Raw genomic sequence first — 21,813 nt, forward strand, 5'->3', positions numbered from 1 at the left:
GGGCTGCGGGGTCCGGGGTGGGTGCGGTCAGGTGTCCCGGTTGGTGCGGGGGCGGCCGCGGGGCGGGATCGGGGCGGCGCCGCCGGGGAGCCGGCCCGCCTCGGACAGGGCCCGGCGCAGCAGGAACTCGATCTGCGCGTTCGCGCTGCGCAGCTCCTCGCCGGCCCAGCGCGCGAGGGCGTCGTACACCTGCGGGTCCAGCCGCAGCAGTACCTGTTTGCGCGGTTCCCGTCCGGCCCGGGCGGGCCTGGGCTCGGACGGGTCCTGCTCGCCCCGGGGGGTCACTGGTAGAGGGTGCCCGTGTTGATGACCGGGGTGGCCGCCCGGTCGCCGCACAGGACCACCATCAGGTTGGAGACCATGGAAGCCTTCCGCTCCGGGTCCAGGTCCACGATCTCCTCCTCGGCCAGCCGGGTCAGGGCGAGCTCCACCATGCCCACCGCGCCCTCGACGATCTGCTTGCGCGCCGCCACGACCGCACCGGCCTGCTGGCGCTGGAGCATCGCGGAGGCGATCTCCGGAGCGTACGCGAGGTGGGTGAAGCGGGACTCGATGATCTCCACGCCCGCCGCCTGGACCCGGGTGGCCAGCTCGGCCGCGAGCGTCTCGGTGATCTCCTCGGCGTTGCCGCGCAGCGACAGACCGCCCTCGTCGTGGGAGTCGTAGGGGTACTCGATCGCGATGTGCCGGACGGCGGCCTCGGTCTGCGTCTCGACGAACTCCGTGAAGTCCTCGACCTCGAACACCGCCCGCGCGGTGTCGGCCACCCGCCACACCACGACCGCCGCCAGCTCGATGGGGTTGCCGTAGGCGTCGTTGACCTTCAGGACGTTGGTCTCGTGGTTGCGGACGCGGGTGGAGATCTTCTCGCGGGAGGTCAGCGGGTTGACCCAGCGCAGTCCGTCGGTGCGGATCGTGCCCCGGTAGCGGCCGAACAGCTGGACCACGCGGGCCTGGCCGGGGGCCACCGTGTTGAGGCCGCTCATGGCCATCACGGAGGCCAGCACCAGCAGGACGCCGACGGAGATCAGGACGGCCTTCGCCGCCGTCGCCGCCACCCCCGCACCGACGGCGATCAGGCCGGCTCCGACGGCCAGCCCCACCAGCCCCGACAGCAGCGCGAGCCCGCCGCCGACGCTGTGCGCCGCGAACTCCCTTACCTCGACCGGTCGTTCGTCCGCCATCGTCGCTGTCATGGAATACCCCCGTTTGGTCGGTCGCGTCCGGCCGGGTCCGGCCGGAATGCCTAGCAAATTGATATCACTTTTTGCGGTGACCGCAACCCATCCGGCATCGTGAGCGTCGGTTCCATCGGAGTGGGTGCTGATTCTCACGTCCGATTTGACCGTTATTGATCAGGGTTAGCCAACCTTTGTCACAGCCTGCGGTGTTAGTTTTCTGAGCTGACGTCGGGGGGGTAATCGAGCGGAGCGGGAGCGATGGGCCGAGCAGATGCGCGACGGGCGCAGCAGCAGCGCGGTGGGCGGAAGGCGCCGACCGGGCGTGCCGCCGGGCGCGCGGGCAAGCCGACCGGGAAGAAGCAGCGCAGCGGCATACGTCGTTTCTTCACCTGGAAGACCATCCTCGGGACCTTCCTCGGCGGGATCCTGCTCCTCGTGGCCGGAGCCTTCGCCCTCTACTTCTCCGTGGACGAGCCGAGCGACCCGAACAAGACGGCGGTCCTGCAGAGCAACACGTTCAAGTGGGCCGACGGGTCCGTCATGACCCGCACCGGCGAGATGAACCGCGAGATCGTCTCGATCGACAAGATCCCGGAGGACGTCCGGACGGCCTTCATCGCGATCGAGAACAAGACCTTCTACAAGGACCGCGGCGTCGACTTCGTGGGCATCGCCCGCGGTGTCTTCAACACCCTGCGCGGCAAGGGCACGGCCGGCGGTTCGACGATCACCCAGCAGTACGTCAAGAACTACTACCTGACCCAGGACCAGTCGGCGACCCGCAAGCTCCGGGAGATGGTGATCTCCCTCAAGGTCGACCAGCGCATGGAGAAGGACGACATCCTGGTCGGGTACCTCAACACCAACTTCTACGGCCGCAGCGCCTACGGCATCCAGGCCGCCGCCCAGGCGTACTACGGCGTCGACTCCAGCAAGCTGACCCTCGAACAGGGCGCCTACCTCGCCGCCGTCATCCAGGCCCCCAGCCAGTACGACCTGGCCACGGCGGGCCCGAACGGCCGGCGACTGGTCACCATCCGCTTCAACGCCGTCCTCGACAACATGGTCGAGATGGGCAAGCTGGACAAGGCCAAGCGCGACACCCTGCACCTCCCGGAGCCCATCAAGCCCAAGCAGCGCCCCGGCATGGACGGCCAGAAGGGCTACCTGATCCAGGCCGCCAAGCAGGAGCTGAGCCGCCAGGGCATCAAGGAGTCCGACATCGAGGCCGGTGGCTGGACGATCACCCTCAACATCGACAAGAAGAAGCAGGCGGCGCTGGAGAAGGCCGTCCAGGACGAGCTGGAGTCCAAGCTCGACCGCAAGAACGTCAAGGACCGCCCCCAGGACCAGAGCGTCCAGGCCGGCGCCACCTCCGTGGACGCCAAGACCGGGAACATCGTCGCCATGTACGGCGGTACCGGTCTGGCCGAGAAGGCGGCCAGCAACGCCCTGCGCTCGGACTACCAGCCGGGCTCCACCTTCAAGCCGATCGTGCTCGCCACCGCGCTGGAGACCGGGGCGAAGACCCAGGACGGCCACCTGATCACCCCGAACGCCCTCTACGACGGCACCAGCAAGCGCCCCGTGGTCGGCAGCGACACCCCCTTCGCCCCGCAGAACCAGGACGACGTCAACTACGGCGACCCGATGCTCACGGTGCAGGAGGCCACCAACTCCTCCGTGAACTCGGTGTACGCGCAGATGATCGTGGACGCCAAGCCGCCGGAGGTGAAGAAGACCGCGATCGCCCTCGGCATGAAGGACCGCGAGGGCTGGCCTGCCGACAAGCCCGCCATGTCCCTGGGCACGATGAGCGCCAACACCGTGGAGATGGCCGGGGTCTACGCCACCTTCGGCAACCACGGCAAGAAGGTCACCCCGACCATCGTCAAGAGCGCCGAGCACGTCGACGCCGCGTACAAGTCGGTCAGCCCCATCGGCGCCCAGGTCATCAAGCGCGAGACCGCCGACACCGTCACCAAGGTCCTGACCGGCGTGGTCCAGGACGGCTCCGGCAAGGCCGTCCGCAGCGACGCCTACCAGGCCGCGGGCAAGACGGGTACCACCGAGTCCAACGTGGCCGCCTGGTTCACCGGCTACACCCCGGAGCTGGTCACCGTCGTCGCGATGTTCGGTGAGGACCCCAACACGCACAGCCAGGTCACCCTGACCGGTACGGCCGGCAAGGGCCGCGCGGGCGGTTCCAGCTTCCCCGCGCAGATCTGGCAGGCGTACACGACGGCCGCGCTCAAGGGCGTCAGCACGGGCCAGTTCGACCTGTCGGACGCGCAGATGGGCACCCCGGTCGCCCCGACCCGCACCGCGGTCCCCTCGGCCGGTCCCTCCGGCTCCGCCAACCCCTCGCCGTCCAGCTCCGGCACCCGCCCGACGGGCACCCCGGACCCCTCGGGCAGCGGCACCGGCAAGCCGGACCCGACCTCGTCGACGAAGAGCCCGACCCCGCCGACGAAGGGCCCGACGCCCCCGACACAGGACCCCCAGCCGACGAAGAAGCCGACGCCGCCGCCCCTGTTCCCGCAGGCGCCGCAGCAGTAGGCCGTCGTACGCACACACCGCCGCCCCGCAGCGAGAACGCTGCGGGGCGGCGGTGTGTCCGTCACCGGTTCAGCGCCGGTCGTGCGCTCCCGGCAGGGCCAGCTCGAACCAGACCACCTTGCCGCTGCTCAGCCGGGTCGCGCCCCAGCGCCGCGCGAGGCGGTTGACCAGGAAGAGGCCGCGGCCGCCCTCGTCGGTCTCCCGCGCCCGGCGCTGGCGCGGCAGCTGCGGGGAGTCGTCGCCGACCTCGCAGCGCAGCACGTCCGTCCGGAGCAGGCGCAGGGTCACGGGCCGCTCGGCGTACCGGACGGCGTTGGTGACCACCTCGCTGACCAGCAGCTCCAGCGAATCGCTCAGCTCCTCCAGACCCCAGCGGGCCAGGGCGCGCCGGGCGAACCGGCGGGCCCGGCCGGGGGCGGTCTCCTCGGGGTCGAGGAACCAGTACGCCACGTCGCTGGGGGCGATGCCCTCGAAGCGGGCAGCGAGCAGGGCGATGTCGTCGTCCCGGTCGCCCGGGCCCAGCATGTCCAGCACGTCGTCGCAGAGGGCCTCCAGCGGCGGCGGGTGGTCCAGCCCGGTCAGCTGCGCGGTGGTGGCGAGCCGTTCGCGGAGCTGGTCGATGCCCGTCCACACGTCCCGCAGCCGGGACTCCACCAGCCCGTCGGTGTACAGCAGCAGCGTGGCCCCGGCCGGGGCGTCGAGCTCCACGGCCTCGAAGTCCACCCCGCCGACCCCGATGGGGGCGCCCGGCGGGACGCGCAGCACCTCGGCACGGCCGCCCAGGTGCAGCAGGACCGGCGGAGGGTGCCCGGCGTTGGCGATGGTGATCCGGTGCGAGACCGGGTCGTAGACCGCGTACAGACAGGTGGCCATCCGGTCGGAGCCCAGCCGCTGGGCCTGCTCGTCCAGGTGGTGCAGCACCTCGGCCGGGGGCAGGTCCAGCTGGGCCAGGGTCTGGGCGGTGGTGCGCAGCTGGCCCATGATCGCGGCGGAGGTCATGGAGTGGCCCATGACGTCGCCGACGACCAGCGCGACCCGGCTGCCGGGCAGCGGTATGGCGTCGTACCAGTCGCCGCCGACCCGGGCCGTCTCGGCGGCGGGCAGGTAGCGGGAGGCCAGCCGCACCCCGGTGGGCTGGGGGAGGCCGTCGGGCAGCATGGTGCGCTGGAGCTCGTCGGCGATGTACGCCTCGCGGCCGTACAGCACGGCCTTGTCGATGCCGAGCGCGGTGTGCGTGGCCAGCTGGGCGGCGACGAGCAGGTCGTTGGTCTCGAAGGCGTCCCGCTCCGGGGTACGCAGGAACACCGCCGCGCCGATCACGCGCCGGCGCCCCCGCAGCGGGGCGAGGATGGCCCGCTGCCCGCGCGGTACGGGATGGCCGCCGCCCAGCAGTTCGGGCAGGGCGTCCCGGGCGCCGGGGGCCGACCCGAACACGGGCCGTACGCCGCGCAGCACCTCGGCGAGGGCCCCGCCGGGCAGGATCTCGCACAGCTCCGCCGCGGGCAGGTCACCCTGCGGGCCGACCAGCGGGAGCTGGCTGAAGTCGAGTTCGCCGGCGCCCCCCGCTGCCGCGACGGCGGTCTCGCCCCCGTCGGCCAGGCCCAGATCGTCGATCGGCCGGAGCCGGTCGGTGCGGCGGAGCCTTAAAACGACCGGGCCGATGGGCCGCTCGTCACCGACGGGCAGCGGATCGCGCAGGTAGACCAGGATCGCGTCGGAGAAGGTGGGGACGGTCGCCCGGCACAGGCCGAGGACGATCTCGTCGAGGTCGATGCCGCGGGCGATCCGGCGCGTGGCGGCGCCGACGAACCGCAGCCGGTCGCCCTCGCGCCGGGCCACGCTCGCTTCGGCGCCGCCGGCGCCGAGAAGACCGGGAGTGCCGGGGCTGCCGCCGGGCAGCCCGGGTGCGCCGGCGCCGTCGGGAAGAGGGCCCGGCCCACCGGCGCCCGCGCCGACGTCCTGGCCGGGCAGAGCGGCGCAGGCCCCGTCCGCGTCCGGGCGCCGGCCCGCGTTGCGGGCGGCATCGCCGTCGCGCGCCCGCGCGCTGCCGGAGCCGGCTCCGGCCACGTCGTGCCCGGTGGCCCGGGTGCCCTGCCCGGGCTGGCCGCCGCTCTCGCCCGTGGTGCCGCGCGGGCGCGGGACGTCGGCATGCGTGCGTACGGCCTCGGCGGCCGCGATGGGGGCCTTGCCGTGGCCGAGCTCGTCCGTACCTCCGCCGGGGGCGACGGTGGGCTGCGGGCCCTCCTGGGAGGTGGGGTACTCCGTCACGCGTGGAATTCCGTCCGTTTGCGCTCGATGTGCGCTGCACTCAACTCGGTCAGTCGCGGTATACCCGCTCAGCGGCGGGGGCACCACCACCCCCGGGTTCCGCGTCCCGCTCGTTACCTTTCTTTCCGCGTCGACCTCCGGTCAAGTCCCGGTCTCCGCAGGTCATTTACGGGTGCGGCACCGGAACGGCCCCCCGCGTGCGACCGGCGGAGGACGATCCTACGGTTGCACCCCGGGGGCGCATCAAGGGTCTCATGACGTCATATGCGGCGGGGTGCGGTCCCAGTCTTCGGGCAGAACCGGAACTTCCCAGGCCGGATCCGGTCGCCAGTTCTCCCACCCGTCGCAGAACGGCGGCCCCCACGCCTTGACCACCTCCAGCGCCGCCCGGCCCGCGTCCTCCACCCGGCGCGCCTGCGCGGCGTCGATCAGCCCGACCCGCCGGGCCTGGGCGAACTCGTCCTCGTCGCGCCACTTCCAGCTGCGGTCGGGGTAGACGGAGATGTCGAGGAAGTGGTCCACCGAGTCGACCCCGCCGGACCAGCGGGTGCGCGGCTCCTCCAGGTTCACGTACCAGTCCTTGAACTGCCAGTCGTGCTCCCAGAACAGCCACACCGACCACGGCTGCCCGGGGCGGGCCAGCTTGAGCACCCCGGCGCCGAACCAGCGGGACCGTACGATGGTGCGCGGCGCGGTGTAGCGGGTGGCGAGGGGCTCCTGGTGCACCGGAGTGCCGTCGGCGAGCACGGGTTTGACGCACTCGGTGCCGGGCGCCATCCACACCGCGAGCAGTTCGTCGGTGTCCTGGACGACGGTCACCGGACGGGCGATGTGGACCGGGCCCTTCAGCCCGGGGGTGTGGTCGCGGTAGCGCCAGAGGATCCGGTCCCCGGGCGCCCAGCGCGCGCCGTGCGTCCCGCCGCGCGCGGCGGGGCCCGCCGCACCGGGGCCGGACCTGGAAGTACCTGTCATGCGCAGATCTTAGGGCGGCGGCCCCTCAGGACGCTGCGGTGCAGGTCACGGAGGGGGCCGAGGCGCGGAAACGACCGGATTCGGCCCCCTTCCGGGAAGGGTCAGGGGCGGGTCATGCGCAGGACGTCCAGCGCCTCGTCCAGCTGCTGGAGCGTCAGCACGCCCCGGTCGACGTAGCCGGACTCCAGGACGACCTCCCTGATGGTCTTGCGTTCGGCGAGCGAACGCTTGGCGACCTTGGCCGCCTCCTCGTAGCCGATGTAGCGGTTCAGCGGGGTCACCACGGAGGGCGAGGACTCGGCGTACTCCCTGGCCCGCTCGGCGTTGGCGGTGATCCCGTCCACGGTGCGGTCGGCCAGCAGACGGCTTCCGTTCGCGAGCAGCCGGACGGACTCCAGGAGGTTGCGGGCCATCACCGGGAGCATCACGTTGAGCTCGAAATTGCCGGCCGCGCCCGCCACGGTGACCGCGGTGTCGTTGCCCGTCACCTGCGCGGCGATCATCAGCAGGGCCTCGGGGACGACCGGATTGACCTTTCCGGGCATGATCGAGGACCCGGGCTGGAGATCGGGCAGATTGATTTCGGCCAATCCGGTGCGCGGGCCGGAGGCCATCCAGCGCAGGTCGTTGCAGACCTTGGTGAGCGAGACGGCGATCGTACGGAGCATCCCCGAGGTCTCCACCAGCGCGTCCCGGGCGCCCTGGGCCTCGAAGTGGTCGCGCGCCTCGGTCAGCGGCAGCCCGGTGGCCCGCGCCACCTCGGCGATCACGGCCGCCGGGAACCCGGGCGGGGTGTTGATCCCGGTGCCCACGGCCGTACCGCCCAGCGGCAGTTCGGCGAGGCGCGGCAGGACGGCGTGCAGGCGCTCGATGCCGTAGCGGATCTGGGCGGCGTACCCGCCGAACTCCTGGCCCAGGGTGACGGGGGTGGCGTCCATCAGGTGCGTGCGCCCGGACTTGACCACGCCGGCGAACTCGGCGGCCTTGCGCTCCAGGGCCAGCTCCAGGTGGCGCAGGGCCGGGATCAGGTCGTGGGTGACGGCGGCGGTGGCGGCGATGTGGATCGAGGAGGGGAAGACGTCGTTGGAGCTCTGCGAGGCGTTGACGTGGTCGTTGGGGTGGACCTCGCGCCCCAGCCGCTCGGTGGCCAGGGTGGCGATCACCTCGTTGGTGTTCATGTTGGACGAGGTCCCCGAGCCGGTCTGGAAGACGTCGACGGGGAAGTGCTCGTCCCAGCGGCCCTCGGCGACCTCCGCCGCGGCCGAACCGATGGCCCCGGCGGTCTCCTCGTCCAGCACCCCCAGCTGCGCGTTGACGAGCGCGGCGGCCGCCTTGATCCGGGCCAGGGCCTCGATGTGGGCGCGTTCGATGCGCTGCCCGGAGAGCGGGAAGTTCTCCACCGCGCGCTGGGTCTGGGCCCGCCACTTGGCGTGGGCGGGCACCCGTACCTCGCCCATCGAATCGTGCTCGGTGCGGAACTCCTGGGGCTTCTGATCGTCGGTCATCTGCACATCCTCCTCAGAAAGTTGAGCAATTGTCTTGTTAGGACTGTTCCCATCTCCCTTACCGGCCAGTAAATACCGGGGGTAACACCGCTATCGGGGAGGCAGTCCATGGCTCGTCCGGGTACCAAACCCAGGCTCAGATCTACCTTCGCCGCCGTCGCGGCGATCGCGGCCGCCCTCGGGGGCGTCACCGCCGTCACCCCCCTGGCCGAAGCGGCCCCCGCCGCATCCGGCTCGATCACACCGCTCCCGCCGGAACTCGAAGCCATCCGCGCGGCCGAGGCCACCAAGATCTACGGGGACCCCGCCATCCGCCCCCTCGCCGAACGCCGCACCGGGCTCATCTCCCTCGGCGACAGCGAGATCTCGGGCGAGGGCACCGGCAACTACGACCCCGCCACCAACACCTCCGCCAACCAGTGCCACCGCTCGCCGGACTCCGCGATCCACCGCACGGGCATCCCGGCCGACCTCACCTTCAACGTCGCCTGCTCCGGCGGCTACACCGGCAACATCCGCATCGGCGGCAGCAAGCAGTACGCCGACGAACTGGTGCAGAGCGACAGCCTGGCCATCAAGGCCCGCAACACGAAGATCAAGATGGTGGTGCTGGTCGCCGGAGCCAACGACGACCTCCAGTTCGGCCCCGTCATGACCGACTGCGTCAGCCGCTGGGTGCTCAGCCAGGGCACCTGCGAACCCAAATACGGCCCCGGCTGGCAGTCCCGCGTCGACGGACTGGTGCCCAAGGTCGAAGCCACCATCGGCGACCTCAAGACCGTCATGCGCGACGCCGGCTACGCCGACTCCGACTACAAGCTCGTCGTCATGGGCTACCCCAGCCCCATCGGCCCCGACTTCGCCGACAACCCCGACTTCCCCGGCAAGCTCCCCGGAGGCTGCGCCGGCTACGACTCCGACGCCGCCTGGGGCCGCAACTACGCCGTCCCCGCCTTCGAGAAGGGGATGCGCGCCGCCGCCCTCGCCGCCGGCGCCACCTACCTGGACAACTCGCGGCTCTTCCACGGCCACGAGGTCTGCATGGAGGACACCTGGGCCCGCGGCCTCTACCTCGACCTCGGCGACCACTTCCCCTGGGACGAGAACACCGCCCGCCAGTCCTTCCACCCCAACTACCGCGGCCACGGCGCCTTCGCCGCCTGCCTCACCCAGCTCTACACCTCCGGCCTGCGCGAAGCCTCCTGCGCCGACCCGGGCAGCACCGGAACCCCCGTCCTCCAGGCCGGCGCCTGGGACGACCTCTACGAGCCCCTGAAGAACGAGGCCACCGGCAACTGCCTCGACGCCTTCGGCGGCTCCAGCGCCAACGGCACCAAGGTGACCGGCTGGGACTGCCACGGCGGCCGCAACCAGGACTGGTGGCAGGACTCCGTGAAGAAGTCCGTCCACAACGGCCTCACCCAGGACCGCTGCCTCGACGTCCCCCGCGCCGACTACTCGGCCGGTGCCGGCCTCGTCCTCTGGAACTGCCACGGCGGCGCCAACCAGCAGTTCGTCCGCGACGGCGCCACCCTGCACCCCGCCGCCGCCCCCGCCCTGTGCCTGACGGTCGCCGCCGCCCACGAGCAGCTGCGCCTCCAGCCCTGCAACGGCTCGGCGTCCCAGCGCTTCGCGTGAGCCGCGGGTAACCGGACCCGGGCGCGTGCCAGCCCAGGGGCGTCCCCGCGCACGTGCGGGGACGCCCCCACCGGTCCGGTCCGGGCCGGCCTAGCGCGCCGCCGCGCGGACGCCCCCGGCTTCCAGCTGCTCGCGGACCTCGCGGGGCCGGTTGGTGATGATCGTCTCCACCCCGAGCCGGACGCACAGCTCCACGTCCTCGGGCTCGTCCACCGTCCACACCCGCACCCGCAGCCCCCTGGCCCTCAGCCGCCCCACCAGCCCGGGGTCCCTCCGCACCAGCTCGATCCCCGGACCGGCGTGGCCCGCGAACGGCGGCCGGGGCGCACGCAGCCGCCGCTCGATCAGGTGGACGGCGGGCAGCCCGGGCGCCAGCCGGTGCAGCCGGGTCAGCGCGGTGCGGGAGAAGCTCATCACCTCCACGCGGCCGTCGGAACCGTCCGCGAGCCCGTACTCCTTCAGCACCCGCACCAGCTCCGCCTCCAGGCGGCCACCCGCCCGCGTCGGGTGCTTGGTCTCCACCGCCAGCCCCACCGGCCGGTCCGCCGCCAGGGCCTCCCTCAGCAGGTCCTCGAACAGCAGCACCCGCGCCCCCCGGTGCTCCTCACCCTTCCAGCCGCCGAAGTCGAACGCGGCCAGCTCCCCGTACGTCAGCTCGGAGACCACCCCCCGCCCGTCGGAGGTCCGCTCCACCGTCCGGTCGTGCACGCACACCAGCCGCCCGTCCGCACTCAGCCGCACATCGCACTCCAGGGCGTCGGCCCCGTCGGCGATGGCCTGCCGGTAGGCGGCGATGGTGTGCTCGGGGTGCTCGTGGGAGGCCCCCCGGTGCGCGACGACGCGGACGGTGCGGGGGGACGAGCTCGTCGGTGCCATACGGGAATCCTTGCGAACCGGGATGAACGGCCGGATGCGGGCCTGCGACCCCGACGTTAACCCAGGTCCCGCGCATGATCGGTCGAGGGCGGGGCAGGGGCTCGGGAGGTCTCCGCCCCACGAGGGCCACCGGTTCCGCGGCGTTCGCCGGTCCGGGTTCGGCCGTAGCGGGACCGTGCCGCAGACGGCGCAGTAGTCTCTGTGCAGGAGGCCGACGGCTGGGAAGGGGCGAGGTGAGAGCGGCACGGGCTTTGGCGACGCTGGACGAGGTCGACATCGGTGACCACGTCTGCTGGCTGGTCGACGCGGCTGCCCCCTTCCCCGGTGGCGCGCAGGCGTACGTGGCCGACGGAGCCCTGTACGGGGACAAGATCGTGGTGGTCGGAGCGGCCGGCGGCGTCGCCGAGGACCGGCTCCTGGCCTCGGCCGCCGTGGTGCTCGATCTGCCCAGCCTGGGCGACACCGACTCGGTCCTGGCGGCGGTGAAGCGCGAAGCCCGTACCGCGACCCGTGAGGGTTACCGCTCGGTACGGGTGCTCGCCGAACGGATGCCGGTCACGGACCCCGGCGCGGCGCACGACCTGCTGTCCCAGGAGCTGAGGCTCGACGAGTTCGCCTCGGAGTGCGGCGCGATGGTGCTGTGCGCCTTCAGGCCGTCCCAGTGGCAGGCGGATACGCTGGAATACGTGGCGAGTGTGCACCCGCACGAGATGGGCACACGTGCAGAGCGTCCGGCGTTCCGGATGTTCAGCACGGGTGCCGACAGCTGGAGTGTGGACGGGGTGATCGATTCCCAGGGTGCTGCGGCCTTCAACGCGGCGCTTCGCGCGGCGGTGGGCTACACACCGAGGATGAGGCTGTGCTTCAACCGTCTGGAGATGATCGACGCCGCCGGAATGGGAGCCCTGGTCGAGGCGGCGAACCACCTCCCCGGACGGCGCATCGTGGTGGAGGGCGCCAACGAGACCGTGCGGCTGTGCTGGGAACTCGCGGGTTACGCCGCGCCCGGTGTGCCGGTGGTGATGGCCGGATGAGCACCACCCAGTCGCCCGGAACCCCCGAGTCGGCCGCCCCGGCCGAGGTCCGTTTCCGCCACGAGCTGTACCCGTACCGGGGGCAGGACCAGTTCATGACCGGCACCCTCGGTTTCATCCGTGAGGCCCTGGAGGCCGACGAAGCGGTCGTCGTCGCCGTCCCCGAGGACAGGGCGGCACTTCTGCGGGGCGAGCTGGCCGGCGAGCTCGCCGTCACCTTCGTCGACACCGCGACGGCCGGACCGAACCCGGGTCGGCTCGTCGACGCCTGGACCGCCTGGTTGGAGGAGCGCGGCGAAGGAGGCCGGCCGGTACGGGGCGTCGGGGAGACCGCCTGGAGCCGGGCCCGCAACGCGGCCCACCTCTCGGAGCTGCGCCACCACGAGTGGCTGCTGAACCAGGCGTTCGCGCGCAACTCCGCGTGGTCGATGCTGTGCCCGTACGACGCCACCGACCAGGACGAGGCCGCGCTGCGGTCCGTCTCCCGCTGCCACCCGCTGATCCGCGAGGACGGCCGGCACACCCCCAACGGCTCCTTCCTGGAGGAGGGCCCCTACCCCTTCGAGGTACTGCCCGACCCGTGCGACCCGTACCAGGAGCTCAGCTACACGCACGGGGACCTGGCCGCGGTCCGCTCGAAGGTCGCCCAGTGCGCGTCCGACGCGGGCGTGTCCCAGGAGCAGCAGTCGAAGCTCGCCGTCGCCGTCACCGAGATCGCCACCAACAGCATCATCCACGGCGGCGGCCGAGGCACCGTGCGGACGTGGGCCCAGGACTCGGTGTTCCTGTGCGAGTTCCGGGACGCCGGGTACATCGCCGACCCGATGGCCGGCCGCGTCCGGCCGTCGGCCCAGCAGCTCGGCGGCCGCGGCCTGTGGCTGGCCCACCAGCTCTGCGATCTGGTCGAGATCCGTTCCACCCCCGAACAGGGCACCACCGTGCGCCTCCACACGGACGTCGAGGGGAAACAGGCACGCTGACGCCCTGGAGACGAAAGCACGGCGAAGGAGCCCCCGGCAGGCGTGCCGGGGGCTCCTTCCGTCGTTCGGCTGCCGGGTTACGCCAGGCCCGGCCCGCGCACCGGGATGTGGGTGAACGTCGGCTCCGGGGCCGGGTTCTGGAAGAAGTCGTTGCCCTTGTCGTCCACGACGATGAAGGCCGGGAAGTCCTCGACCTCGATCTTCCAGACCGCCTCCATGCCGAGCTCCTCGTACTCCAGGACCTCGACCTTCTTGATGCAGTCCTGCGCCAGGCGGGCCGCCGGGCCGCCGATCGAGCCGAGGTAGAAGCCGCCGTGCGCGCCGCACGCGTCGGTCACCTGCTGCGAGCGGTTGCCCTTGGCCAGCATCACCTTGGAGCCGCCCGCCGCCTGGAACTGCTCGACGTAGGAGTCCATACGGCCGGCGGTGGTCGGGCCGAAGGAGCCCGAGGCGTAGCCCTCGGGGGTCTTCGCCGGGCCGGCGTAGTACACCGGGTGGTCCTTGAGGTACTGCGGCATGCCCTCGCCCGCGTCCAGCCGCTCCTTGATCTTGGCGTGCGCGATGTCGCGGGCCACGACCAGCGGTCCGGTCAGGCTGAGGCGGGTCTTGACCGGGTGCTTGGTCAGCGTCGCGAGGATCTCGTCCATCGGCTGGTTCAGGTCGATCCGGACCACCTCCGCCGACTCGGCGAGGTGCTCGTCGGTGGTCTCCGGCAGGAAGCGCGCCGGGTCGGTCTCCAGCTGCTCCAGGAAGACGCCCTCGGCGGTGATCTTCGCGACGGCCTGGCGGTCGGCGGAGCAGGACACCGCGATGGCGACCGGGAGGGAGGCGCCGTGGCGGGGCAGGCGCACCACGCGGACGTCGTGGCAGAAGTACTTGCCGCCGAACTGGGCGCCGATGCCGATCTTCTGGGTCAGCTCGAAGACCTGCTGCTCCAGGGCCTCGTCGCGGAAGCCGTGGCCGAGTGCCGAACCCTCGCGGGGGAGCTCGTCCAGGTAGTGCGCGGAGGCGTACTTGGCGGTCTTGAGGGCGTGCTCGGCGGAGGTGCCGCCGACGACGATCGCCAGGTGGTAGGGCGGGCAGGCCGCCGTGCCCAGCGAACGGATCTTCTCCTCCAGGAACTTCATCATGGAGGTCTCGTTGAGGACCGCCTTGGTCTCCTGGTAGAGGAAGGACTTGTTGGCCGAGCCGCCGCCCTTGGCCATGAAGAGGAACTTGTACGCGCCGCCGTCGGTCGCGTAGAGCTCGATCTGCGCGGGCAGGTTCGAGCCGGTGTTCTTCTCCTCCCACATGGTCAGCGGGGCCATCTGGGAGTAGCGCAGGTTCAGCCGGGTGTAGGCGTCGTAGATGCCGCGCGAGAGGGCTTCCTCGTCGCCGCCCTGCGTCAGGACGTTCTGGCCGCGCTTGCCCATGACGATCGCCGTGCCCGTGTCCTGGCACATGGGCAGCACGCCGGCCGCCGCGATGTTGGCGTTCTTCAGCAGGTCGAGGGCGACGAACTTGTCGTTCGCGCTCGCCTCCGGGTCGTCGATGATGCGGCGCAGCTGGGCCAGGTGCGCGGGGCGCAGGAAGTGCTGGATGTCGTGGATGGCCTCCTCGGCGAGCTTGCGCAGCGCCTCCGGCTCGACCTTGAGGAACGTACGCCCGTCGGCCTCGAAGGTCGAGACGCCCTCGGCGGTCACCAGCCGGTAGGGGGTGGTGTCCTCGCCCAAGGGCAGCAGGTCGGTGTACGCGAACTCCGGCATGGTGGCCAATCCTCACTCGGCAGACAGCGCTGGCGCCCGTTTTGGCAGCGCGACACACCAGCGTAGAACCTCCGGTCTCGGCCGTGTCTGTGAGGTAGGGCTCACCGGCCAGTATCGCGATCTATCGTGTCTCGCTATGCTGGCGTGCGTGGACCTGGAAAAGCACCCCGCCGCCCCTGCCCCTGCCGCCCCTGCGGCCTCCGGGGCCCCGGCCGCCGGCGGCCTGCGCGCCTCCGACGCCGACCGGGACCGGATCGCGCAGATCCTCTCCGAGGCCGTCGCGGAGGGCCGGCTGACCGCCGAAGAGCACGCCGAGCGCCTGGACACCCTCTACGCCGTCAAGACGGTGGGGGAGCTGGAGGTGCTCGTACGGGACCTCCCGGCCGGAGCCGCCCACCGCGCGGCTCCCGCCGCCCCCGCCCCGGCCTCCGCGGGGATCGGCCCGGTGGAGTCCGTGGTGGCCGTGTGCAGCAGCTCCGCCCGCAAGGGCCGCTGGCGCCCCGGCGCGCGCACCCGTGCCGTCTCGGTCCTCGGGGACATCACCCTCGACCTCACCGAGGCCGTGTTCGAACAGCAGGTCACCGAGTTCAACGTGGTCTCGGTCCTCGGCAACGTCGAGGTCCTGGTCCCGGAGAACGTCACCCTGCGCGGCTACGGCAGCGGGGTCCTCGGCAACTTCGAGGTGGGCGGGGAGGGCACGGCCGCCGACCCCCAGGCGCCGGTCGTGATCGTCCGCGGCTTCGCCCTGCTCGGCAACATCGAGGCCCGCCCCAAGCCGGGCGCCCGTCTGGTGGACCTCGCCGCCAGGCTCCGCAAGCGCCTGGGCTGAGCCGGCCGCTCGGGTGGGGGCGGGTTTCGGACGAACCGCGTCCGGGTGGTCACGCCCGGTGCATAGGGGCACGCGCAGCGGGTAGGGACAGGTGCATCGTCTCTCGCTCGCGTATCCGTCGTCAGGAGTAGACCGTGCCGCATCCGCCGCATCAGTCCCTGCAGGCAGCCGCCGTCCAGAGCCTTCAGACGCGCCCGGCCGCCGTGCCGAAGCCACGGATGGCGGCGAGGGAAGAGGAGGACGGGCCCTGGCACACCGAGGCGGTGTGCCGCAGGGACGAGGCGGGGCTGTTCTTCGCGCCGTCCAAGGAGCCGACCGCGGCCCGGCTCGCCCGCGAGGAGGCCGCCAAGCGGGTCTGCGCCCGCTGCCCCGTGATGGTCGCCTGCCGGGAGCACGCCCTGCTCCAGCCCGAGCCGTACGGGGTCTGGGGCGGGCTGACCGCCGCAGAGCGGCGGGTGGTGCTGGGCCGCCGCCGGCGCCGCGCCGCCGAGCTGCTGCCGGGCGCACCCGGGCCGGTCGCCGCCGCGGGCTGACCCGCGGGGGCCGCGCAGGCCGGGGAGACCGGAGACGACTGAGGGGCGGTTCCCCCGCACGGGGACCGCCCCTCGGACGTGCCGTCACCGGCCGCCCTGCCGCCGGCTCCTACTGGGCGCGGTCGAAGTCGATGTCGCTGTAGGCGCGCAGCTTCGACAGCCGGTGCGTGGAGTCGATCTGCCGGATGGTGCCCGACTTCGAGCGCATGACCAGCGAGGACGTGGTCGCCGTCTCCGAGCGGTAGTGGACGCCGCGCAGCAGCTCGCCGTCCGTGATGCCGGTGGCGACGAAGAAGACGTTCTCGCCGGAGACCAGGTCGTTGGTGGTCAGGACGCGGTCGAGGTCGTGCCCCGCGTCGATGGCCTTCTGACGCTCGGCCTCGTCCTTGGGCCAGAGCTTGCCCTGGATGACACCGCCGAGGCACTTTATGGCGCAGGCCGAGATGATGCCCTCGGGCGTGCCGCCGATGCCCATGAGCAGGTCGACGCCGGTGCCCTCGCGCACCGCCATGACCGAGCCGGCGACGTCGCCGTCGGAGATGAACTTGATGCGGGCGCCGGTCTCGCGGATCTCCTTGACGATGCCCTCGTGACGCGGGCGGTCCAGGATGACGACGGTGACGTCCTCGACGGCGATGCTCTTCGCCTTGGCGACCCGGCGGATGTTGACCGAAACGGGGGCGTTGATGTCCACGAAGTCGGCGGCCTGGGGGCCGGTGACGAGCTTGTCCATGTAGAACACGGCGGACGGGTCGAACATGGTGCCGCGGTCGGCGGCGGCCAGGACGGCGATGGCGTTGGGCATGCCCTTGGCGTTCAGGGTGGTGCCGTCGATCGGGTCGACGGCGATGTCGACCTCGGCGCCGGTGCCGTCACCGACGTGCTCGCCGTTGAAGAGCATGGGGGCTTCGTCCTTCTCCCCCTCGCCGATGACGACGACGCCGTTCATCGAGACGGTGGAGATCAGGGTCCGCATCGCGTTGACCGCGGCGCCGTCGGCGCCGATCTTGTCGCCACGGCCGACCCACCGGCCCGCGGCGAGCGCCGCAGCCTCGGTGACCCGTACGAGTTCGAGGGCGAGGTTGCGGTCAGGCGAGTCGGGGGCGACTTCGAGCTGGGGCGGCAGGTTGTGCTCGGTCATCGGAGCGCACCTTTCTGTACGACGACGGCCGGGAGTGTGAGGGTGCTGGAACTCTATCGGTTCGTCGACATATTGAGCAGAGCGGGTCACTTATGAGCGCATTATCGGTCAGCCGGTGCGGCTGAGCGGACACTGCGGGCCCTTCGCGAGCCGTCCGCGCCGGCCGCCACGCCGACCCCGGCGGTGATCGCCGTCGGCCATGCGGGACGATGGGGGGGTGGCAGGTATGAAAGGCAAGCAGACGGTCTGGGACATGGTCCGGTCGCTGGCGGTGATCGGTGTCGTCGTGGCGGGTATCTACATCTTCGTCCCGCACGACGACAAAGCCGACCCGACGCGCACGGTGGACTACCGGGTCGAGACCCTGACGGCCCGGCGCGCGGCCCCGTACCCGGTGGCCGCCCCCGTGGGCCTGCCGGAGCAGTGGCGGGCCACGTCGGTGACGTTCGAGCGCAAGAACGCCAACGCCTGGCACCTGGGCTTCCTGGATCCGCAGCAGCAGTACGTGGCGGTCGAGCAGAGCACGGACGCCTCGCAGAAGAACCTCGCCAAGCTCACCCAGAAGGCCGAGCCCACCGGGCAGACGCAGCAGGTCGGCGACCGGGCGTGGGAGCGCTGGGACGGCGAGAAGTACGACGCGCTGGTCCGCCAGGAGCAGGGCTACGTCACGGTGGTCACCGGGACGGGCTCCTTCGAGCAGCTGGGCACGATGGCGGCGGCCCTGGAGTTCAAGCAGGGGCAGTGAGGTCGCTTCGGCAGCCGGCACGAACAAGGCCGCCCGCCCCGCGGAAACCGGGGCGGGCGGCCTTTGCCGTGGGTCCGTGCCGCCGTGGTGGCGGCGCCGGGGACCGGCAGGAGATCAGCAGGAGATCAGCCGGGGATCAGCCGGGGATCAGACGGTGGTGATGACGTCCTCGTAGGACAGGCGCGGGGAGCGGGGGTGCCAGGCGTCCTCGCCCGGCTTGCCGATGTTGACGACCATCAGGGCGGAGTGGTCCCCGTCGAGGAACTCCTTGTTGATGCCCTCGAAGTCGGCACCCGTCATCGGGCCGGCCGCCAGGCCGGCGGCGCGCACGCCCACGATGAAGTAGGCGGCCTGGAGCGCGGCGTTCATGCCGGCGAAGCGCTCGCGGGCCGGACGCTCGGTGAAGAAGCCCTTGACCTGCGGGTAGTGCGGCAGGAGGGTGTCGAACTCCTCGTGGAACTCGTTGTCCGCGGAGAGGATGGCGACCAGCGGGGCGGCGGCCGTCTTGGCCTTGTTGCCGTCCGACATCAGGTTCACCAGGCGCTCGCGGGCCTCGGCCGAGCGGACCAGGGTGACGCGCAGCGGGGTCGCGTTGAAGGCGGTCGGGCCGTACTTCACCAGGTCGTAGATGGCCTGGACCTGCTCGTCGGTCACCGGCTCGTCGGAGAACGAGTTGGCGGTGCGGGCCTCGCGGAAGAGCAGGTCCTGAGCAGCGGCGTCGAGCACGAGAGACATCGGTAAGCCTTCTTCTGTACGTGAGGTGAAGCGGTACCCCGACCATAGGCAGAAGTAGATGAAATTTCAACTACTTTCCCATGGGGAGTGATCCGGATCACTCGCCGCGGCCGTCGCCCTCCGCGGCCTGCGCCGCCTCGCGGGCCGCCAGGGCGGAGTCCAGCCGGGCGCGGGCCCCCTCCAGCCAGTGCCGGCAGACCTTCGCCAGCTCCTCGCCGCGCTCCCACAGCGCCAGCGACTCCTCCAGCGAGGTGCCGCCCGCCTCCAGCCTGCGGACGACCTCGACGAGCTCGTCGCGCGCCTGCTCGTACCCCAGCGCCGTATCGGTCTCAGACATTCCCTGGTCCCATCGTAGATGTGTGTTACAACGACTTCGCTGCCGGAACGTGCCCGTCTGCGGCGGTTCCCGAGCCGGTCTCCACCACGGTCACCGCGAACTCGCCCTGGGCCACCCGCGCCCGCAGCGCCTCGCCCGGTGCGACCTCGCCCGGCGCCCGCACCACATGCCCGTCCGCCCGCTGGAGCACCGCGTAGCCGCGCTCCATGGTGGCCGCCGGCGACAGCGCCAAGACCCGGGCGCGGGTGTGCTCCAGCTCCGACTCCGCGCGGTCCAGCAGATGCCCGAGCGTGCGCCGGCCGCGTGCCAGCAGGGCCTCCAGCTCGTCCTCCCGGGTCTCCACCATCCGCTGCGGATGGACGAACACCGGCCGGGCGAGCGCCTGCGCCAGCCCGCGCTCCTCCCGCTCCAGCAGCCCCGTCAGCGCCCGCAGCCCCCGGCCCTGGAGCTGGCGCACCCGCTCCAGCTCCTCCCCGACGTCCGGGACCACCTTCTTCGCCGCGTCCGTCGGCGTGGAGGCCCGCAGGTCCGCCACCAGGTCCAGCAGCGGGGAGTCCGGCTCGTGCCCGATCGCCGAGACCACCGGCGTACGGGCCGCCGCCACCGTCCGCACCACCTCCTCGTCGGAGAACGGCAGCAGGTCCTCCACGCTGCCGCCGCCCCGCGCCACGATGATCACGTCCACCTCGTCCAGGGCGTCCAGCTCCCGGACCGCCCGCACCACCTGCGGCACCGCGTGCACCCCCTGCACCGCCACGTTGCGCACCTCGAAGCGCACCGCCGGCCACCGCCGCCGGGCGTTCTCCAGCACGTCCCGCTCGGCCGCCGACGCCCGCCCCACCACCAGCCCGATCAGCTGCGGCAGGAACGGCAGCGGCTTCTTGCGGTCCAGCGCGAACAGCCCCTCCGAGGCCAGCGACCGCTTGAGCCGCTCCAGCCGCGCCAGCAGCTCCCCGATGCCGACGGGCCGTATCTCCGTCACCCGCAGGGACAGCTGCCCGCGCGGCGCGTACCACTCCGGCTTCGCCAGGACGACGACCCGCGCGCCCTCCGACACCACGTCCGCGACCTCGTCGAACACCTGGCGGAAACACGTCACGCTGACGGAGATGTCGTGCGAGGGGTCGCGCAGCGTCAGGAACACCACCCCGGCCCCCGGCCGCCGGGACAGCTGCGTGATCTGCCCCTCCACCCACACCTGGCCCAGCCGGTCGATCCAGCCCCCGATGAGCCGGGACACCTGACCGACCGGCAGCGGCGCATCCGCCGACGTATTCAGACCCATGCAGGCAGGCTAACCGCCCGCGCTGACAGCGTCTCAGGCCGCCGGCGGGATGTCGGCGTCCGTACGCCCGCGCTGGACGAACAGCACCCCCAGCCCCACCGCCAGCCACACCGCCCCCACCGCCTGCGCCGTCGGGGAGGCCGCCACGATCACCGTCACCGTCACCGCCGCCCCCAGCGCCGGCGCCACCAGGTGCCGGCCCCAGCGCGGCGGGCCCTCCGCCCGCCGCACCACGAACCAGCCCACCACCGACGCGTGCAACAGGGTGAACGCCACGAGCGCCCCCACGTCCACCACGGACACCAGGTGGTCCAGCCCGTCGTCGCGCCGGGCCGCCCACACGGCCGCCACCAGCGTCACCGCCGCCGCCACCAGCAGCGCCGCCCTCGGCGTGCCCTGCGAGGTCCGGGCCAGGATCCCCGGCAGCCGCCGCTCCCGGGCCATCGCGAACACCAGCCGCCCGGCCGCCGCCTGCCCGGCCAGCGCCGCGAAGGCCGCCCCCACCGCCTTGCTCACCGCCACCAGATCGTGCAGCCAGCCCCCCACCGACCCCTCGACCGCCGTGTAGAACGCCGGCCCCTGCGACGCCGGGTCCGCCGCCAGCTCCGCCGCCGAGAACGGCGCCAGCAACGCCGCCAGATACGTCTGCGCCACGAACAGCACCCCCGTCAGCCCCAGACAGAACAGCACCGCCCGGGCCACCCGCGCACCGCCCCCCGTCACCTCCTCCGCGAACGAGGCGATCGCGTCGAACCCCAGGTACGACAGCACCGCCACCGACACCGCGGCCGCCACCGCCGCCGCCGAGAAGCCCAGCGAACCGTCCCCCGTCAGCGGCGACAGCCAGCCGCGCCGCGCCCCGTCCCGTACCAGCACCGCCACCGCCGCCACCACGAAGACCAGCAGCACCACGATCTCCAGCGCCAGCACCGCGAACCCCACCCGGGCCGCCACCCGCACCCCCGAGAGGTTCAGCGCGGTCGTCACCACCACCGCCAGCGCCGTCCACACCCACCGCGAGACCCCCGGCACCAGCGCGTTCATCGCGATCCCCGAGAACAGGTACGCCACCGCCGGGATCAGCAGGTAGTCGAGCAGCGCCATCCACCCCGCGACCATCCCCGGCCCCTCGCCCAGCCCCTTGCGGGCGTAGGCGAACACCGACCCCGCCAGCGGAACCACCCGCACCATCTGCGCGTAGGAGAAGGCCGTGAACCCCATCGCGACGGTCGCGCAGAGGTAGACCAGGGCGACGGCCCCGTGCGACTTCGCGTCCAGCGTGCCGAAGACCCCCACCGGGGCCATGGGGGCGATGAAGAGCAGCCCGTAGACCACCAGATCCCGGAACCCCAGGCTCCGCCGCAGCGCCGGGGGCGCGGCCGTACCGGGATCCACAGCGGCTGCCATCGTTCCTCCGGGGGGTGGTGAGGACGGACGTTCGCCCCAGTCT

At 72.2% G+C, this 21,813-nt stretch carries 19 protein-coding genes; 7 read left to right on the forward strand and 12 right to left on the reverse strand.

Translation table 11 applies throughout. The features are described from left to right. Positions 1-27: 27 nt before the first annotated feature. Both ABZ716_RS12940 and ABZ716_RS12945 read right to left on the reverse strand, forming a co-directional pair. Complete coding sequence (locus tag ABZ716_RS12940; protein WP_355965381.1) at positions 28-285, reverse strand: hypothetical protein; 258 nt, start codon at positions 283-285, stop codon at positions 28-30. Beyond that, on the reverse strand, positions 282-1,184 hold the full coding sequence (locus ABZ716_RS12945; protein ID WP_358958585.1) for an SPFH domain-containing protein: 903 nt from the start codon (positions 1,182-1,184) through the stop codon (positions 282-284). Before ABZ716_RS12945 ends, ABZ716_RS12940 begins: the two co-directional genes overlap by 4 nt. A gap of 255 nt (positions 1,185-1,439) precedes the next feature. On the opposite strand from ABZ716_RS12945, the gene ABZ716_RS12950 reads away from it, so the two are divergent. Continuing rightward, the gene (locus ABZ716_RS12950; RefSeq protein WP_358958587.1) at positions 1,440-3,740 is read left to right on the forward strand and encodes a transglycosylase domain-containing protein; all 2,301 of its coding nucleotides are present in this window, start codon (positions 1,440-1,442) and stop codon (positions 3,738-3,740) included. A 69-nt stretch (positions 3,741-3,809) separates the two neighbouring features. On the opposite strand, the gene ABZ716_RS12955 is transcribed toward ABZ716_RS12950, so the two are convergent. The 3 genes from ABZ716_RS12955 to ABZ716_RS12965 all read right to left on the reverse strand — a co-directional run bounded on the left by ABZ716_RS12955 (position 3,810) and on the right by ABZ716_RS12965 (position 8,485). After that, positions 3,810-6,008 (reverse strand): ATP-binding SpoIIE family protein phosphatase, encoded by a 2,199-nt coding sequence (locus ABZ716_RS12955; RefSeq protein ID WP_358811107.1) that lies wholly within the window; start codon positions 6,006-6,008, stop codon positions 3,810-3,812. 252 nt (positions 6,009-6,260) lie between these two features. Continuing rightward, entirely contained in the window at positions 6,261-6,980 is a 720-nt protein-coding gene (locus ABZ716_RS12960; RefSeq protein ID WP_358958589.1) for a DUF402 domain-containing protein, read from the reverse strand. A gap of 101 nt (positions 6,981-7,081) precedes the next feature. Continuing rightward, a complete protein-coding gene (locus ABZ716_RS12965) occupies positions 7,082-8,485 on the reverse strand; it encodes a class II fumarate hydratase (RefSeq protein ID WP_351883089.1) in 1,404 nt (467 codons plus the stop codon). Positions 8,486-8,593: 108 nt separating this feature from the next. Between ABZ716_RS12965 and ABZ716_RS12970 the strand changes: the two genes are divergently transcribed. Further along, entirely contained in the window at positions 8,594-10,123 is a 1,530-nt protein-coding gene (locus ABZ716_RS12970) for a ricin-type beta-trefoil lectin domain protein (RefSeq protein ID WP_358958591.1), read from the forward strand. 90 nt (positions 10,124-10,213) lie between these two features. On the opposite strand, the gene ABZ716_RS12975 is transcribed toward ABZ716_RS12970, so the two are convergent. After that, entirely contained in the window at positions 10,214-10,999 is a 786-nt protein-coding gene (locus ABZ716_RS12975; protein WP_358958594.1) for a glycerophosphodiester phosphodiesterase, read from the reverse strand. Between the two features lie 233 nt (positions 11,000-11,232). Between ABZ716_RS12975 and ABZ716_RS12980 the strand changes: the two genes are divergently transcribed. Together ABZ716_RS12980 and ABZ716_RS12985 are read left to right on the forward strand one after the other, a co-directional pair. Further along, the gene (locus ABZ716_RS12980) at positions 11,233-12,033 is read left to right on the forward strand and encodes an MEDS domain-containing protein (RefSeq protein WP_358958596.1); all 801 of its coding nucleotides are present in this window, start codon (positions 11,233-11,235) and stop codon (positions 12,031-12,033) included. Continuing rightward, positions 12,030-13,013 carry a sensor histidine kinase gene (locus tag ABZ716_RS12985; protein WP_358958599.1) on the forward strand — a complete coding sequence of 328 codons (984 nt, stop codon included), beginning with the start codon at positions 12,030-12,032 and terminating at the stop codon, positions 13,011-13,013. Before ABZ716_RS12980 ends, ABZ716_RS12985 begins: the two co-directional genes overlap by 4 nt. A 77-nt stretch (positions 13,014-13,090) precedes the next feature. Here ABZ716_RS12985 and ABZ716_RS12990 read toward each other — a convergent pair whose 3' ends face one another. Continuing rightward, the gene (locus ABZ716_RS12990; RefSeq protein WP_358811101.1) at positions 13,091-14,758 is read right to left on the reverse strand and encodes a fumarate hydratase; all 1,668 of its coding nucleotides are present in this window, start codon (positions 14,756-14,758) and stop codon (positions 13,091-13,093) included. A gap of 148 nt (positions 14,759-14,906) precedes the next feature. Here ABZ716_RS12990 and ABZ716_RS12995 point away from each other — a divergent pair, with 148 nt between their 5' ends. Beyond that, complete coding sequence (locus ABZ716_RS12995) at positions 14,907-15,587, forward strand: DUF1707 domain-containing protein (RefSeq protein ID WP_358958602.1); 681 nt, start codon at positions 14,907-14,909, stop codon at positions 15,585-15,587. A gap of 218 nt (positions 15,588-15,805) precedes the next feature. Further along, complete coding sequence (locus ABZ716_RS13000; RefSeq protein ID WP_351883063.1) at positions 15,806-16,120, forward strand: WhiB family transcriptional regulator; 315 nt, start codon at positions 15,806-15,808, stop codon at positions 16,118-16,120. Between the two features lie 109 nt (positions 16,121-16,229). Here ABZ716_RS13000 and glpX read toward each other — a convergent pair whose 3' ends face one another. Next, positions 16,230-17,261, reverse strand: coding sequence for a class II fructose-bisphosphatase (gene glpX, locus ABZ716_RS13005; RefSeq protein ID WP_351883061.1), 1,032 nt, complete (start codon positions 17,259-17,261; stop codon positions 16,230-16,232). Positions 17,262-17,487: 226 nt separating this feature from the next. On the opposite strand from glpX, the gene ABZ716_RS13010 reads away from it, so the two are divergent. After that, complete coding sequence (locus ABZ716_RS13010; protein WP_358811197.1) at positions 17,488-18,006, forward strand: DUF4245 domain-containing protein; 519 nt, start codon at positions 17,488-17,490, stop codon at positions 18,004-18,006. 147 nt (positions 18,007-18,153) lie between these two features. Here the strand turns inward: ABZ716_RS13010 and ABZ716_RS13015 are convergent, their stop codons facing one another. The 4 genes from ABZ716_RS13015 to ABZ716_RS13030 form a co-directional block, all read right to left on the reverse strand. After that, entirely contained in the window at positions 18,154-18,741 is a 588-nt protein-coding gene (locus tag ABZ716_RS13015; RefSeq protein ID WP_351883059.1) for a malonic semialdehyde reductase, read from the reverse strand. A gap of 97 nt (positions 18,742-18,838) precedes the next feature. Continuing rightward, positions 18,839-19,078: an exodeoxyribonuclease VII small subunit gene (locus ABZ716_RS13020; RefSeq protein WP_358811099.1), complete on the reverse strand. Its 240-nt coding sequence runs from the start codon at positions 19,076-19,078 to the stop codon at positions 18,839-18,841. Positions 19,079-19,103: 25 nt separating this feature from the next. Beyond that, the gene (gene xseA / locus ABZ716_RS13025) at positions 19,104-20,363 is read right to left on the reverse strand and encodes an exodeoxyribonuclease VII large subunit (protein ID WP_358811098.1); all 1,260 of its coding nucleotides are present in this window, start codon (positions 20,361-20,363) and stop codon (positions 19,104-19,106) included. Between the two features lie 33 nt (positions 20,364-20,396). Continuing rightward, complete coding sequence (locus ABZ716_RS13030) at positions 20,397-21,770, reverse strand: APC family permease (protein ID WP_358811097.1); 1,374 nt, start codon at positions 21,768-21,770, stop codon at positions 20,397-20,399. Between the last annotated feature and the right edge of the window lie 43 nt (positions 21,771-21,813).

This window comes from Streptomyces sp. NPDC006687 (assembly GCF_040636215.1).
Lineage (GTDB): Bacteria > Actinomycetota > Actinomycetes > Streptomycetales > Streptomycetaceae > Streptomyces.

Bases quoted from the DNA above. Each gene is read 5' to 3' on its own strand.
- ABZ716_RS13030 (WP_358811097.1), bottom strand. From the start codon at position 21,770: ATGGCAGCCGCTGTGGATCCCGGTACGGCCGCGCCCCCGGCGCTGCGG.
- ABZ716_RS12945 (WP_358958585.1), bottom strand. From the start codon at position 1,184: ATGGCGGACGAACGACCGGTCGAGGTAAGGGAGTTCGCGGCGCACAGC.
- ABZ716_RS12965 (WP_351883089.1), bottom strand. From the start codon at position 8,485: ATGACCGACGATCAGAAGCCCCAGGAGTTCCGCACCGAGCACGATTCG.
- ABZ716_RS12975 (WP_358958594.1), bottom strand. From the start codon at position 10,999: ATGGCACCGACGAGCTCGTCCCCCCGCACCGTCCGCGTCGTCGCGCAC.
- ABZ716_RS12990 (WP_358811101.1), bottom strand. From the start codon at position 14,758: ATGCCGGAGTTCGCGTACACCGACCTGCTGCCCTTGGGCGAGGACACC.
- ABZ716_RS13010 (WP_358811197.1), top strand. From the start codon at position 17,488: ATGAAAGGCAAGCAGACGGTCTGGGACATGGTCCGGTCGCTGGCGGTG.
- ABZ716_RS12985 (WP_358958599.1), top strand. From the start codon at position 12,030: ATGAGCACCACCCAGTCGCCCGGAACCCCCGAGTCGGCCGCCCCGGCC.
- ABZ716_RS12950 (WP_358958587.1), top strand. From the start codon at position 1,440: ATGGGCCGAGCAGATGCGCGACGGGCGCAGCAGCAGCGCGGTGGGCGG.
- ABZ716_RS13000 (WP_351883063.1), top strand. From the start codon at position 15,806: ATGGCGGCGAGGGAAGAGGAGGACGGGCCCTGGCACACCGAGGCGGTG.
- glpX (WP_351883061.1), bottom strand. From the start codon at position 17,261: ATGACCGAGCACAACCTGCCGCCCCAGCTCGAAGTCGCCCCCGACTCG.
- ABZ716_RS13020 (WP_358811099.1), bottom strand. From the start codon at position 19,078: ATGTCTGAGACCGATACGGCGCTGGGGTACGAGCAGGCGCGCGACGAG.
- ABZ716_RS12960 (WP_358958589.1), bottom strand. From the start codon at position 6,980: ATGACAGGTACTTCCAGGTCCGGCCCCGGTGCGGCGGGCCCCGCCGCG.
- ABZ716_RS13015 (WP_351883059.1), bottom strand. From the start codon at position 18,741: ATGTCTCTCGTGCTCGACGCCGCTGCTCAGGACCTGCTCTTCCGCGAG.
- ABZ716_RS12970 (WP_358958591.1), top strand. From the start codon at position 8,594: ATGGCTCGTCCGGGTACCAAACCCAGGCTCAGATCTACCTTCGCCGCC.
- xseA (WP_358811098.1), bottom strand. From the start codon at position 20,363: ATGGGTCTGAATACGTCGGCGGATGCGCCGCTGCCGGTCGGTCAGGTG.